Here is a 14828-nt window from a genome sequence, read left to right on the forward strand (position 1 = left end):
CCGTCCGCATGACTTCCGCCCTGATTCTGCTCCTTGTGGTGATCTTTGTGGTGCTGGCCTTTGAGTACATCAATGGCTTTCACGACACGGCCAACGCCATCGCCACCGTGGTCTCCACCAAGGTGCTAACGCCCCGCCAGGCCATCATCCTGGCCGCCTCGGCGAATCTCGTCGGCGCCCTGTGGGGAGATGCCGTGGCCAAGACCATCGGCAGCGGCTTGGTGGATACCGCATTCGTCACCACCATGACCATTCTCGCCGCGATGATCGGGGGCATCATCTGGAACCTGATCACCTGGTACTTCGGCCTGCCCAGCAGCAGCAGCCATGCCCTCATCGGCGGCCTGTGCGGTGCCTCTCTTGCCTCGGCCAAGGGAGACTGGAACGTCCTCATCTGGGCCAAGGAAAAGGTGAACCCTGAAACCGGTGCCATCACCGTGGATGGCATCTGGCCAAAGGTGGTCGTGCCAATGATCACCTCTCCGGTCCTGGGTTTTGTGATCGGCTTCATCTTCATGGGGCTGCTGTTCATCCTGATCCGCAACTGGCGCCCAAACCTCATCAACAACATCTTCGGCAAGCTCCAGATTGTCAGCGCCGCCTACATGGGATTTGGCCACGGATTTGCCGATGCACAGAAGACCATGGGTATCCTGGCGCTGACGCTTTACACGGCCACCCAGGCAGGCACCCTGGATGATGCACCGGCCTTCCTGAGCTTTCTGCGCACGCCGGAGTTTGACGTGGCGACCTGGATCAAGATCCTCTGCGCCGTCGTCATGGCTGCGGGCACATGGGCGGGTGGCTGGCGTATCATCAAGACCCTGGGCCACCGGATGGTGAAAATGAAGCCCGTGCACGGCTTCGCCGCTGAGATGACCGGCGCGACCATCCTGGCCGTCACCGGTCACATGGGCATGCCCGTTTCCACCACGCACACGATCACGACTTCCATCATGGGTGTAGGGGCTGCCAAGCGCTTCAATTCCATCCGCTGGACGCTCGTGGAGCGCATCGTCTGGGCCTGGGTGCTGACCATTCCGATCACGGCGGGGTTGTCGTATGTGATTTTTAAGGCGCTGGATTGAGGTTCTATAACGAGACTGACTGGAGGCATCTGCGGCCAGTCGCGGGGTTCATTATCTTGTCGTTCCCGGTTAGAAATGGGTTTGGCAGAATAATAAGATCAGACATCTGCCAACCACTGCCTCATTTTGGCCAAATGCGGACTTCCTGCGGCCTCGCAGGCTGCCAGGTAGCTCAACAGATGCTTCCGATGCTTTTTGGCGTTTTGATGGAGGCCGGTGTGGTTATCTGGAAGATTGAAGTCCACAGGCCTTACGCCCACTCGCTTTCCAATAAGGTATAACCAAGGTTCCAGATCAGGTTGAATTTCGATCAGTCGTTTTCCTTGTCCGGGATGCAGGAACAACCGCAAACTCACATGAGGTGCATCTTCGACGAGTTTGAACTCTCTCAGGTAAGGCGGCGGCGGCTGGCCAGGGTCCTCGTCAATGAGGCCAATATCCTTCGCATTTTCCGATTTGGAAAGCGCGTGTGATACGCGCCCTTTTCCAGCATGATGTGACACCTGGGCACGGGATTTTCCCAGCGCCAGAATTAATGTTTCATCGTTGTCGCATTCGAGATGGATCATTCTTTCTCTGGCAGCAGCCGGTCAAAGTTGAAGAACGCATCCATGCTCCATTCCTTGATCTGGTCAATCTGCTCCTGATTGAGAGAATAGGCCTTGGTCTCAAAGTTTTCCATCCGGCAAAGCACCACGTTCAATTCAGAGGCGGGCGTTTTTGATAGCAGCGAGTCCAGCATGTATGGACTGTGAGTCGTCAGGAAGAACTGATTTCCCCGGTCATCCAGGGCAATCCGCTCGGCGAGGGTCTTGGTGTAAGGCGGGAATGAGTGAGCCTCGGGTTCGTCGAAGACGAGGACTTGATTGGAGTTGGTCTCCAAGGCCAAACTATAAAAGACCATTCGGCGCAAGGTTTCAGATGCAGCCTCATATTGAAACGAAATAAACGTATCATCCACTTCCTTGGCTAGCATGACCTTTCCGAGTGAGCTGTCTAAGTTCAATTTGAGTCCAGAACCTTGAAAATAGGATGAAGAAATTTGCCGTGCGTTCTTGTTGGAAAGGAGCAACCTAAACAAGTTTGATCCAAATGGACAGGCTAACCTCTTTTCTTCAACTGATGGCTCACCTGCTTGATTGGAGAATACATAATAGCGCGTCAGTGAATCCAGCCATTCAATCCCGTCCCATTCCTTTGGATCATAAGGGTCCTCCCACTGCAAATCACTCGTCAAATCGCGCAAGGGTAGCGACTCGCGGGTTTCAGACATGGTCGTCAATGAAGTTGAAGAGCCATTGTCGGTGAACAGCAATTTTTCGTCATCGAAGCCGATTTCCACAGGGGAACTGAGATCATTATCAAAATGAAGCTGAGAACGCCGCTCCACCCGGATTGTCTTATTGAGACTTTGAAGTACGGGATAACACCACAGTGCTAGCGCCTCCAAAATATTCGTCTTACCCACATTCGGCTCTCCGATGAATACATTCACCCGGCGGCAATCCAGTTCGAGGTGCCGGATGGATTTGAAGTTACGGATGGAAAGCTTCTGGATCATGATCTGAAGGCTGGACCGTATTTGACGTGAGAGTCCACGAAGGAAGGTAACCATTCTGTCCGCCTTTCAGCAAGCGTTTTGCTCGGGCATCGTCTGAGCACAGATAAGAGCATTTCATTTCAACAAAAAATCCCACGGCTTTGGACCGTGGGATTTTTGAGTTTTCAGGGATGCGGACGGGGCGTCCGCGCTCCGTTGATCAAGCGTTGGCGCGAAGGATCTGGGCGAGGACGTAGGGGAGGATGCCGCCAGCGCGATAGTAATCGATCTCCACGGGGGTATCAATGCGGACGACGAGAGGGATGTCGAAGCTGGTGCCGTCTGCTTGGGTGACGCGGAGGGTGGCTTCGGCCTGGGGCTTGGTGTCATTGGAGATGCCGAGGATGCTGAAGGTAGCTCCGGAGAGATCCTTGACCTTGTCGTAGTCAGCCTTGTCCTTGAAGTTGCAAGGCAGGACGCCCATTCCGACCAGGTTGCTGCGGTGGATGCGCTCGAAGGACTTGGTGATGACGGCTTTGACGCCCAGGAGACGGGTGCCTTTGGCGGCCCAGTCACGGCTGGAGCCCATGCCGTAGTCTTCACCGCCGATGATGATGGTGGGAACGCCTGCGGCCATGTAGGCGGTCGCTGCGTCGTAGATGCTCATCTCGGTGCCAGCAGGCTGGAGGAGGGTGTCGCCACCTTCCTTGCCGCCGAGCATGAGGTTCTTGATGCGCACGTTGGCGAAGGTGCCACGGGTCATGATGCGGTCATTGCCACGACGGCTGCCGTAGCTGTTGAAGTCGCTCTGGGCCACGCCGTTTTCGCCGAGGAAGCGGCCTGCGGGGCTGGCTTTCTTGATGGCACCGGCAGGGCTGATGTGGTCGGTGGTGACGGAGTCGCCAAAGATGCCGAGGGGACGGGCACCGATGATCTCATGGATGTCGTTCGGCTCCATGCTGAAGTCCTCAAAGAAAGGAGGATGCTGGATGTAAGTGCTGGATTCGTTCCAGTCGTAAACCAGGCCAGTGGAGGCCGGGATCTCGTTCCACTTTGGATTCTGGCTGGCGAAGTCGGTGTAAAGAGCGCGGAAGACGTCCGGGGAAAGGGCGGAGAGCATGGCCTCGCGGATCTCTTCAAGGCTGGGCCAGATGTCCTTGAGGAAAACACCGCTGCCGGGAACGAGTTCATCCTGGCTGAGGTCAATGTCCACAGTGCCGGCAATGGCGTAGGCCACGACCAGCGGCGGGCTCATGAGGAAGTTGGCCTTGATGCTCTGATGCACGCGGGCTTCGAAGTTGCGGTTACCGGAGAGCACGCTGGCGGCGACGATGTCTTCCGCTTTGACGACGTCTTCGATGCCTGCATCCAGAGGGCCGGAGTTGCCAATGCAAGTGGTGCAGCCGTAGCCGACGGTCTGGAAACCGAGCTTGTCCAGCTCCACCTGGAGGCCGGTTTTGGTGAGGTAATCGGTCACCACACGGCTGCCTGGGCCGAGGCTGGTTTTGACAGCGGGCTTGACGGTGAGGCCTTTTTCGTTGGCTTTTTTGGCCAGGAGACCGGCGGCCAGCATGACGCTGGGGTTGCTGGTGTTAGTGCAGCTGGTGATGGCGGCAATGAGCACGCTGCCGTGGGTGATGACGTCTTTTTCGCCGCCTTTGCTGTCCACCGCCACTTCCCAGAGGGGATAGGCCGGCTTGTCGCTGTTTTCAGTAATGACACCTTCTTGGGCACCAAAAGCACGAGCCACACCAGAGCCGTCCGGGATAGCATCCAGGGTCTCAGGCAGGTTGGGGACCGCTTCGTTATTGACCTCAGGCAGCTTGCCGTAGCCCTGGGGGGCGGCTTTGGTGAGGATTTCATTCCAGGTGCCTTTGAGGGCATCCACAGTGATGCGGTCCTGTGGGCGCTTCGGTCCGGCGACAGAAGGCTGAATGTCACCGAGATCCAGAGACAGGTCGCTGGTGTATTCCACCTCGCCCTTCTGCGGGATGCCGAACATGCCCTGGGCGGTGTAGTAGTTTTTGAAGGTGGCGCAGAGTTCCTCGGTGCGGCCGGTGCCACGGAGGTAATTGACGCACTCTTCATCAATCGGGAAGAAGCCCATGGTGGCACCGTATTCAGGGGCCATGTTGGCGATGGTGGCGCGGTCTGGCAGCGGCAGGCTTTCAGCGCCTGGGCCATAGAACTCGACAAACTTGCCCACCACGCCGTGCTTGCGCAGCATCTGGGTGCAATGCAGGGCCAGATCGGTGGCGGTCACGCCTTCACGCAGGGAACCGGTGATGTAAACGCCGACGACTTCCGGTACCAGGAAGGTGACGGGCTGGCCGAGCATGCCGGCTTCCGCCTCAATGCCACCAACGCCCCAGGCGACGACGCCCAGGCCGTTGATCATGGTGGTGTGGCTGTCCGTACCGACGAGGGTATCCGGGTAAAAGACGCCGTCCTTTTCCAGCACGCCTTTGGCCAGGTATTCCAGGTTCACCTGGTGGACGATGCCGATGCCGGGAGGCACGACTTTAAAGGTATCAAAAGCCTGCTCACCCCACTTGAGGAACTCATAACGCTCGCGGTTGCGCTCAAACTCGAGGGCCAGGTTCTGGTTAAGGGCGGCCTGGGTGCCGGCGAAGTCCACCTGCACGCTGTGGTCCACGACGAGATCCACCGGCACGAGCGGCTCGATCATCTTGGTGTTTTTACCCATCTTGGCGACGGCGCTGCGCATGGCGGCCAGGTCCACCAGAAGAGGCACACCAGTGAAGTCCTGCAGGACGATGCGGGCGACGGTGAACGGGATCTCATAGTCACCAGGGTTCTTGGCGTTCCAGTTGGCCAGGTTGGTGACGTCCTTTTCAGTGACCTTTTTGCCGTCCAGATTGCGGAGCAGGGATTCCAGCACGATGCGGATGGAAACTGGCAGTTTGGAGATCTTGCCGACGCCCTGTTTTTCGAGTTCGGGAAGGGAGTAAAACTTGCCTGTGGCGCCAGTTCCAGTGGTGAAAGTGCTAGGGGTATTCATCGGGTGATACTCAGGGATAGCGAGCCTAGCACAATTGGCACCAAAATTTTGCAGGTTTTCAAGCCGATGATGGCGATTTATGGTCCATCATGACTTCCGATAAAATTCTGGACGGTTTAAAACAGATTGCCGCTCAAACGGATGCGAATGTCAGATCGCTGCTCCTGGCAGGTCTCGTTTCTGAATTGTTTCGTGAGCGTGGATTTGAACCGGTCGTCGTGGGAGGTTCTGCGATCGAGTTTTACACCGACGGAGCATATACCTCTGGAGACACGGATATCTGTTGGGCAGGCATCAGCGTCCCAACCCCTTTTGAACGTGCGGAGGTCATGAGTCAGATTCCAGGAGTCAGGGCTAACGGAACGAGATCCTGGATCATCGAAAATGCGTGGGTTGATCTTTTGGGGGAGCTCAGATCGTATGGTTCCCGGCCATTCACTTCAACGCTGACACCCTTTGGAGAAGTTGTTTTTATTTCCGTCGAGGAAGTCCTGGCCGAGCGCGTGTTCGCCGCACGTCGTTGGGTCGGTTTCAACGCGGAAGATGATGCCTGTGCCAAAAAACTGATGGCCAGTATTTTAAGAGGCGAGATCTCCTGTGATTGGGAGACGGCGCGGCAAATTGCCGCACTTCCAGCATATCGTTGTGAAAAAGAGCTTGAAGATGTAAAAGCGGAAGTCACTTCGGAACTGGAAACACCAAAGAAAAGAGTCTAAAATTGCCCCATGATCCGCACCACACTGCCCGTTGATCCTGAACGCTGCTACACCTGGGAGCAGTGGCAGGCGGGGCGTGCCGCCCGGCGGCGAACAGGGAATCTGGTGGCACCGGCCATCATCCGCCGCAAGGAGGGAGCCGACGACAAAAGACTGAGGGCTACCTATGGAGGCGAGCGCGGCCCCCCTTTTAACAAGCCGTTTGATCCTCCCGGCACAGAGGAACTTGGGAAGTAAGGAAACATTCATCCTGCCAGAACTTTCAGGCGTTGTTGAAACAAGCGGGTGCCTGGATTGCGTTTCCTGGTCTCGCTGATTCATCTTTATGAAAACCCTTGTCACCCTGCTCGCCATGATCACCTTTGCCGCCCCGGCTGCCGACCTTCAGGACATTCCTTTGAAGACCATTGACGGCAAAGACGCGAGCCTCAAAGACCACGCGGATAAAGTGCTGCTCATCGTCAATGTCGCCTCGGAGTGCGGCTATACCGGCCAGTATTCGGGCCTCCAGGCGCTGCATGACAAATATGCGAAGGAGGGTTTCGCAGTGCTGGGATTTCCCTGCAATGACTTTGGCGGGCAGGAACCGGGATCGGAGGCTGAAATCAAAACCTTCTGCACCAGCCGCTACAATGTGACCTTCCCCATGTTTGCAAAGGTCTCCATCACCGGCACGGACAAGCACCCTCTGTTCGCCGCGCTCACATCCACAGGCGAAGTGCAGTGGAACTTCGAGAAATTCCTGGTTGGCAAGAATGGCAAGCTCATCGCCCGGTATGGCTCGGATGCGGAACCGGAGGGCGGCGAAATCGAAGCTGCTGTTAAAAATGCGCTTGGGAAATGAAGCCCAAGAAGGCCTGAGCGGTAGATTTCCGAATCCGCCGCTCTTCACATGACGCAAATGCTTGTGTGAATGCGCTTTCTTTGACATGGATCCTGCTGATAGCATCCTCAGGTGAGCCCAGGCATATCCTTACCGACAGCAGAATTCATTTCGCCATTGCCCCTCACCAATTCATGACTTCACTCGAAATCAGCGATGAAACCCTGGTCCAGCAGGTCGGCCAGGGGGATGTGCGCTCGTTCGAAAAGCTGTATGACCGCTTTTCTCCCCGGCTTTTTGGGCTGCTGAGGCAGATGCTGGAGGATGAAAAGGAGGCTGAAGATGTGCTCCAGGAGGGGTTCCTTTACCTCTGGGACCATGCGTCCAGTTATAATCCGGACCGCAGCCGCGCCTTTACCTGGACGGTGATGATTTTCCGCCACAAGGCCATTGACCGCATGCGGGCCCTGGGAAGACGGGCCCGGGTGATGGAATCCGCCGCGTGTGAGCTGGCCGTTTTAGAACCCACAGCGGTGACAGCCGGAGAGACAGTGGACATGAAGGAACGGCAAAAACGGGTGCACACTGCCCTGAATGAGCTGCCCGGGGAACAACGCAAGCTGATCGAATTTGCTTTTTTGAAGGGCCTCACGCATCATGCCATTGCCGAATCACTCAATCTACCTTTAGGCACCGTGAAAACGAACATCCGGCGCGGCCTCCTGCGGCTGCGCGATTTGATGAAAGGAGGGCAGTCCTAATGGACGAACAACACGAAGAACTGGCCGCTCTGAATGCGCTGCATGCTCTGGATGATTCCGAGCAGAGCGCCCTGGAGATCGAGATGGCGCGCGACAGCGAATTGAGCGGCCTCGCCTTTGAACTGGACACCGTGGCCGCGACCCTGGCTGCCGCTGCGCCTGCCGTGAAGCCGCCGGCAAATGTCAAAGCGGCCCTGGTGGCCCAGGTGAGAGCCCGCAAAGCCACGCAGAAAAAAGAAAGCCGGAAGGCTGCCCAACCGCCCCGTTTTTATCAAGGGCTGACCTGGGGCATCGCGGCGGTGCTGGCCGCAGGCTGTTTCTGGCTTTGGACGGAGCGCAGCCACCTGGCCATGCAGGTCCAGGCCATGAGCGAGGTGGAAGAGGAAGCCCGGCGAAAGCTTATCGAGGTCCGCGATGAACGGGATGCCGCTGAGGCCAAAAATCAATCGGCGGCACAGCAACTGGCCAGGCTGCAAACGGAGCTGGAATCTGCCCGCCAGAGCGGCCAGGTGGCCCAGGAGCAACTGGCCACGCTGAGCGAGGAAATCGCCCAGCTGCGCCGCAAAGATGCCTTTGCCCAGATGCAAATCGCCACTCTGCAAAGCACCGTGGCCGCCTACAAAGAAGGCGTGGCCGTCGTCGTCTGGGACAGCGACAAAATGCAGGGCGTGCTGAAACTGGAAAAAATGCCGCCGGTGGAAACGGGCAAGGATTACCAGCTCTGGGTCGTGGATCCAAAGAATCCAGAGCCGGTGCCAGCAGGCATCGTCCGGGTGGATGCCCAGGGATTTGCCAGCGTGGATTTCAAACCTGCCGAAGTGGTCAGCAGCGCTGGCAAGTTTGCCCTCAGCATCGAGCGTGAAGGCGGCGTGCCCAAAAACGAAGGCCCGATCATCCTCATCGGCCCTTAGCGAAGCGAAAAAGGCGCACCGGACGGATGTCCGATGCGCCTTTGGAGGATGTCTAATCAACCTTGCTTACAGGCACTCGGCGATCTGGACGGCATTGAGCGCAGCTCCTTTCAGGAGCTGATCGCCGACGACCCAGAAGCTGAGGCCATTACCCAGGGCGCAATCGAGACGCAAGCGGCCGATGGCGCAGTTGTCGCGACCGGCGATGTCCAGGGCCAGGGGATAGACCTTGTTGGCGGGGTCGTCCAGCACGTCCAGGCCGGGGGCCTTGGAGAGGACTTCGCGGGCGATGGCGAGGTCCACCGGCTTTTCAAACTCGGCGCTGATGGAGATGCTGTGGCTGCGGAAGACCGGGATGCGAACGCAGGTGACGGAGGCGCGGAAGTCCGGGTGGTGCATGATTTTGCGCCCCTCGTTCTCCATTTTCATCTCCTCTTTGGTGTAGCCGTTATCCAGGAAGGAATCCACATGCGGGATGGCATTGAAGGCGATCTGATGGGGATACACATGCGGCTTGGAGTCCAGCTTGGCGGCGTCCCACTCGCGGTTTTCGGAAGCCCATTCGCGGCTCTGCTTTGCGAGTTCTTCGATGGCCTGGGCACCGGTGCCGGAGACGGCCTGGTAGCTGGAGGCAATAATGCGCTTCACACCAAAGGCCTGATGCAGCGGATACAGTGCCATGAGCGAGATGGCGGTGGTGCAATTCGGATTGGCAATGATGCCCTGGTGGCCTTTGACGTCCTCGGCATTGATCTCCGGCACCACCAGGGGGACGTTGGGATCCATGCGGAAGTAGGAGGAATTGTCCACCACGACGGCTCCAGCCTTGACGGCATGCGGGGCGAAGTCGCGGGAGATGCCGCCGCCTGCACTGAACAGGGCGATGTCCACACCGGCGAAGCTTTCTGGGGTCAGTTCCTTGATCGTCACGTCTTCACCCTTGAATTTCAGGGTCTTGCCGGCGCTTCGGGCGCTGGCGAGAAGGGTTAGCTGGCCGACAGGGAAGTGGCGCTGTTCCAGACAGCGCAGCATTTCCGCACCCACCGCTCCGGTGGCGCCGACGACTGCGACGTGCTTGAGGTTGCTCATGGTTGTGTGTTTTTAGGTTGGGGGAAAGGGGGCAGACAGGTTAGACCTGATGCGACGGATTGCAACACTCTGCTGTTGCCAGGGCATGTTTGCTGCATGTAGCCTGGATTTTCCTGCGTTTAATCCGTCCGTTTCAACCAACCATGAGCAAGAAGAAAGCTGCCAAGCCCGCCCCGAAGAAGTCCGCTGCCAAGAAGTCTGCTGTGAAAGCGCAGACGATCATGACGGAAAACCGCGTTTTTAAACCGAGCGCAGAATTTTCCAAAAAGGCCCAGGTGGGCAGCATGGCGGAGTATCGCCGGATGCATGAGGAATCCATCAAGCATCCCGACAAGTTCTTCGGCCGTGAGGCCAAGGAGCTGACCTGGCAGAAGCCCTACACGAAGGTGCTGGAATGGAAGTGCCCGAATGCGAAGTGGTTCGTGGGCGGAAAACTGAATGTCAGTGAAAACTGCCTGGACCGCCACCTCACTGGCGTGAACAAGACCAAGGCGGCGCTCATCTGGGAAGGTGAGCCGGGAGAAAAACGCGTGCTGACTTATCAGCAGCTTCATCGTGAGGTGTGCCGCTTTGCCAATGTGCTGAAGCGCAACAACGTCAAAAAAGGCGACCGGGTGATGATCTACATGCCGATGATCCCGGAAGCGGCGATCGCCATGCTGGCTTGTACCCGCATCGGCGCGGTGCACAGCGTGGTCTTTGGCGGATTCAGCGCGGAGAGCATCAAGGACCGCGTGATGGACTGCGGGGCCAAGATCATCATCACCTCCGATGGCGGCTACCGCCGCGGCAGTGTGGTGCCTTTGAAGAAGAATGTAGATGATGCGCTGAAGGCCAACGATACCGGTGTGGACAAGGTGATCGTCTTCCGTCGCACAGGTCAGGATGTGCACATCGAGCAGGGCCGCGATGTCTGGTGGCATCGTGAGCTGGAATACGTGGACGCCCACTGCGCTGCGGCGGCGATGGATTCTGAAGCGCCTCTTTTCATCCTTTATACCAGCGGCAGCACGGGCAAGCCGAAGGGCATTCTTCACAGCACGGGCGGTTACCTTCTGCACGCGCAGATGACCTGCAAGTATGTCTTCGATCTGCGCGCAGACGACGTTTACTGGTGCACCGCCGATGTGGGCTGGGTCACCGGTCACAGCTACATGGTCTATGGGCCGCTGGCTCTGGGTGCTACCTCCCTGATGTATGAAGGCGCGCCGAACTGGCCGGAGAATGACCGCTTCTGGCGGATCATCGAGGAATACGCCGTCACCGTTTTCTACACCGCACCGACCGCCATCCGCGCCTTCATGAAGTGGGGTGATGAGTGGCTGAAGAAGCATGATCTTTCCAGCCTGCGCCTGCTGGGTACGGTGGGTGAGCCGATCAACCCGGAAGCCTGGATGTGGTATCACACCCAGGTGGGCGGCGGCAAGTGCCCCATCGTGGACACCTGGTGGCAGACGGAAACCGGCGGTCACATGATCACGCCTCTCCCTGGCGCTACTCCGACGAAACCCGGCACCGCCACCCTGCCCTTCTTCGGCGTGGATGTGGCCATCGTGGACGATCTGGGCAATGAAGTGGGCAAGGACGAGCAGGGCAAACTGGTCATCCGCAAACCCTGGCCGGGCATGCTGCGCGGCATCTGGGGCGACAAGAAGCGCTATCAAGAAACCTACTGGAGCGAATTCGACGGCTGGTACTTTGCCGGTGACGGCGCCCGTCGCGACAAGGACGGCTACATCTGGATCATTGGCCGCATTGATGACGTTCTCAACGTCGCCGGCCACCGCCTGGGCACTGCCGAAGTGGAAAGCGCCCTCGTTTCCCACCCAGCCGTGGCTGAGGCCGCAGTCGTGGGCCGTCCGGATGAAATGAAGGGCCAGGGCATCGTCTGCTTTGTCACTGTGAAGGAAGGCATCGCCACCGGCCGCGAGCTGGCGGACGATCTCAAGAAGCACGTGCGCAAGGTCATCGGCCCGGTCGCCACGCCGGATGAGATCCGCTTCGCCGCTGCGCTGCCGAAGACACGCTCTGGCAAGATCATGCGCCGCCTGCTGAAGCAGATCGCCGCTGGTGAAGTCATCAAGGGAGACACCACCACCCTGGAGGACCTGAGCGTCATCGCCCAGCTCGCCGCCAGCGGAGAGGATTGATCTGGCCTAACAGGTTTTAAGTTTATCACAAAAAACCCGCGCAGTCACCTGCGCGGGTTTTTTGTGTGAAAGGCGGGACGCGTTCTCCTGTGATCAAACCACAATGTTCACCAGCTTGCCGGGGACGACGATGAGCTTTTTGACGGGCTTGCCTTCCATGAACTCCTGCACACGCGGGCTGGCCAGGGCGATTTTTTCGATCTCCTCCTTGGTGGCCTGGATGGCCACGCGGGCTTTGTCACGCAGCTTGCCGTTCACCTGAAAGACGATTTCGACTTCGTCTTCGATGAGGGCCGCCGGGTCATAGACAGGCCAGGTGGTGTCGCTGAGCAGACCGCTCACGGCCAGCTCAGGGAACTTGCTGGCGATGCGGGCATTCAGCTCTTCCGCGAGGTGCGGGGCAAAGGGGCCAAGCACTTTCAGGAAGGTGACGATGGCGGAGGCGGGTTTCACCGCTGCACCCGTGAAGGCATTTGTGCAGACCATCATCTGGGCGATGGCGGTGTTGAAGCTCAGCTTCTCAATGTCCTCGCCGCATTTCTTGATGGTCTCATGCAGGACTTTGGTCACCTGCTTGTCCGCAGGCACATCCTGCAAGGCGGCGGATACGCTCCACTCGCCTTCAGCATTCTGCTCCATGACCAGACGCCACACGCGGGCCAGGAAACGATACACGCCTTCCACGCCCTTCATGCTCCAGGGTTTCACCTGCTCCAGCGGGCCCATGAACATCTCATACAGACGCAGCGAATCGGCACCGTATTCTTTGACGACGTCATCCGGGTTCACCACGTTGCCGCGGCTCTTGGACATCTTCTGGCCGTCCTCGCCCATGATGAGGCCCTGGTTCACCAGACGCTGGAAGGGCTCCGGTGTGCTGACGTAGCCCAGGTCAAACAGTACCTTGTGCCAGAAGCGCGCATACAGCAGGTGCAGCACGGCATGCTCGGTGCCTCCGACGTAAAGGTCCACACCGCCGGGCTTGCCGCCGCCCATCCAGTATTTCTCCGCCTCTTCGCTGACGAATCGTTGGTTATTCTGCGCATCGCAATAACGCAGATAGTACCAGCAGGAGCCGGCCCATTGAGGCATCGTATTCAGCTCGCGCGTGGCAGTTTCAGAATACTTCACCCAGTCGGTGGCCTTGGACAGCGGCGGCTCAGGCGTGCCGGTGGGTTTGAAGTCCTCCAGCGTCGGCGGCAGCAGCGGCAGCTCCGTCTCCGGAATGGAGCGGTGCTCACCGTTCTCCCAAACGATGGGGAAGGGCTCACCCCAATACCGCTGACGGCTGAACAACCAGTCGCGCAGTTTGAAGTTCACCATGGCCTTGCCCACGCCTTTTTCTTCCAGCCAGGTGGCCATTTTCTTTTTGGCTTCCTTTGTGGCCATTCCATTCAGAAAACCGGAGTTCACGGCGAAGCCTTCGTTGGCAAAACACTCCGCAGGTTCCATCTCACAGACGGCCCCTCCTTCACCGCCCAGCTTCGGCGCAGAGGCAACGACCTCGCGGATCGGCAGGGCAAACTTCGTGGCAAATTCCCAGTCCCGTTCATCATGTGCAGGAACGGCCATGATGGCACCGGTGCCGTAGCCCATCATGACGTAGTCGGCGATCCACACCGGGATCTTTTCGTCATTGACGGGATTGATGACGAAGCCGCCAGTGAAGACGCCGGTCTTCTCCTTGGCCAGCTCGGTGCGCTCCAGGTCGGACTTGGAGCCGACGGCCTTTTGGTAAGCGGCCACAGCTTCTTTCTGCTCCGGTGTGGTGATGGCATCCACCAGCGGATGCTCCGGGGCGATGACCATGTAGGTCGCGCCGAACAGGGTGTCTGGACGGGTGGTGAAGACGGTAACGGTCTGGTCATTGCCGACCAGGGAAAACTTCACCTCCGCGCCCTCGCTCCGGCCGATCCAGTTGCGCTGCAGCAGGCGGATGCTTTCCGGCCAGTCCAGGCCGTCCAGTTCATCAATCAGGCGCTGGGCAAAGGCGGTGATGCGCAGCATCCACTGGCGCATGGGGCGGCGCTCCACGGGGAAGCCGCCCACCTCGCTCTTGCCGTCCACCACTTCTTCATTGGCCAGCACGGTGCCCAGCTCCGGGCACCAGTTCACCGGGGCCTCGCTCACATAGGCCAGACGACGTGCGTCAATCTCCGCACGGCTCAGACCCTGGGCTTCCAGCTCGCTGATGGGAGCGGCTTTGCCTGCCTCGTTCACATAACTGTTGTACAGCTTGGTGAAGATCCACTGCGTCCATTTGAAATAATCTGGGTCCGTGGTGTTGACCTCGCGGCTCCAGTCATAGGCGAAACCCAGGCGCTTGAGCTGGCCACGGAAGCCATCAATGTTCGCCTCCGTCGTCACGCGCGGATGCTGGCCGGTCTTGATGGCGTACTGCTCCGCCGGCAGACCGAAGGCGTCCCAGCCCATCGGGTGCAGGACGTTGTGACCCGTCATTTTTTTATACCGGCCGATGATGTCCGTGGCGGTATAACCTTCCGGGTGGCCCACATGCAGGCCCGCGCCGCTGGGATACGGGAACATGTCGAGCACGTAGTACTTCGGCTTGGACGCATCAAAGTCCGCGTCCCCCGGATTCGGGGTACGGAAAGCCTGTCTGGCGTCCCACTCGGACTGCCACTTCGGCTCAAATTCAGAAAAGGGGAATGCTTTACGCTGCTCGCTGCTCATACGGGGCGCGCAAGAAGGCGCGCGGGCGGCATTT

12 protein-coding genes are annotated in these 14828 nt (G+C 58.5%); 7 read left to right on the plus strand and 5 right to left on the minus strand.

Translation table 11 applies throughout. From position 1 onward, the window contains the following. Positions 1 to 8: 8 nt before the first annotated feature. Complete coding sequence (locus WJU23_RS15150) at positions 9 to 1088, plus strand: inorganic phosphate transporter (protein ID WP_346333444.1); 1080 nt, start codon at positions 9 to 11, stop codon at positions 1086 to 1088. Between the two features lie 98 nt (positions 1089 to 1186). On the opposite strand, the gene WJU23_RS15155 is transcribed toward WJU23_RS15150, so the two are convergent. The 3 genes from WJU23_RS15155 to acnA form a co-directional block, all read right to left on the minus strand. Beyond that, positions 1187 to 1657 (minus strand): hypothetical protein, encoded by a 471-nt coding sequence (locus tag WJU23_RS15155; RefSeq protein WP_346333445.1) that lies wholly within the window; start codon positions 1655 to 1657, stop codon positions 1187 to 1189. Beyond that, positions 1654 to 2649, minus strand: coding sequence for an AAA family ATPase (locus WJU23_RS15160; protein ID WP_346333446.1), 996 nt, complete (start codon positions 2647 to 2649; stop codon positions 1654 to 1656). The genes WJU23_RS15155 and WJU23_RS15160 overlap by 4 nt, the downstream gene beginning before the upstream one ends. A 199-nt stretch (positions 2650 to 2848) precedes the next feature. Next, positions 2849 to 5650: an aconitate hydratase AcnA gene (acnA, locus tag WJU23_RS15165; protein WP_346333447.1), complete on the minus strand. Its 2802-nt coding sequence runs from the start codon at positions 5648 to 5650 to the stop codon at positions 2849 to 2851. An 89-nt stretch (positions 5651 to 5739) separates the two neighbouring features. Between acnA and WJU23_RS15170 the strand changes: the two genes are divergently transcribed. The 5 genes from WJU23_RS15170 (at position 5740) to WJU23_RS15190 (ending at position 8861) form a co-directional block, all read left to right on the plus strand. Next, on the plus strand, positions 5740 to 6366 hold the full coding sequence (locus WJU23_RS15170; RefSeq protein ID WP_346333448.1) for a hypothetical protein: 627 nt from the start codon (positions 5740 to 5742) through the stop codon (positions 6364 to 6366). Between the two features lie 9 nt (positions 6367 to 6375). Then, positions 6376 to 6603 (plus strand): hypothetical protein, encoded by a 228-nt coding sequence (locus WJU23_RS15175; protein ID WP_346333449.1) that lies wholly within the window; start codon positions 6376 to 6378, stop codon positions 6601 to 6603. Between the two features lie 88 nt (positions 6604 to 6691). Next, a complete protein-coding gene (locus WJU23_RS15180) occupies positions 6692 to 7210 on the plus strand; it encodes a glutathione peroxidase (protein ID WP_346333450.1) in 519 nt (172 codons plus the stop codon). 173 nt (positions 7211 to 7383) lie between these two features. Further along, the gene (locus tag WJU23_RS15185; protein ID WP_346333451.1) at positions 7384 to 7950 is read left to right on the plus strand and encodes a sigma-70 family RNA polymerase sigma factor; all 567 of its coding nucleotides are present in this window, start codon (positions 7384 to 7386) and stop codon (positions 7948 to 7950) included. After that, positions 7950 to 8861, plus strand: a complete 912-nt coding sequence (locus WJU23_RS15190) for an anti-sigma factor (protein ID WP_346333452.1) — start codon at positions 7950 to 7952, stop codon at positions 8859 to 8861. Before WJU23_RS15185 ends, WJU23_RS15190 begins: the two co-directional genes overlap by 1 nt. Before the next feature lie 66 nt (positions 8862 to 8927). On the opposite strand, the gene WJU23_RS15195 is transcribed toward WJU23_RS15190, so the two are convergent. Beyond that, positions 8928 to 9950 carry an aspartate-semialdehyde dehydrogenase gene (locus WJU23_RS15195; RefSeq protein WP_346333453.1) on the minus strand — a complete coding sequence of 341 codons (1023 nt, stop codon included), beginning with the start codon at positions 9948 to 9950 and terminating at the stop codon, positions 8928 to 8930. Between the two features lie 221 nt (positions 9951 to 10171). Here WJU23_RS15195 and acs point away from each other — a divergent pair, with 221 nt between their 5' ends. After that, positions 10172 to 12100 carry an acetate--CoA ligase gene (gene acs, locus WJU23_RS15200; protein ID WP_346333599.1) on the plus strand — a complete coding sequence of 643 codons (1929 nt, stop codon included), beginning with the start codon at positions 10172 to 10174 and terminating at the stop codon, positions 12098 to 12100. 93 nt (positions 12101 to 12193) lie between these two features. Here the strand turns inward: acs and leuS are convergent, their stop codons facing one another. Further along, positions 12194 to 14794, minus strand: a complete 2601-nt coding sequence (leuS, locus tag WJU23_RS15205; RefSeq protein WP_346333454.1) for a leucine--tRNA ligase — start codon at positions 14792 to 14794, stop codon at positions 12194 to 12196. Positions 14795 to 14828 lie beyond the last annotated feature (34 nt).

Source organism: Prosthecobacter sp. SYSU 5D2, from assembly GCF_039655865.1.
Taxonomy (GTDB): domain Bacteria; phylum Verrucomicrobiota; class Verrucomicrobiia; order Verrucomicrobiales; family Verrucomicrobiaceae; genus Prosthecobacter.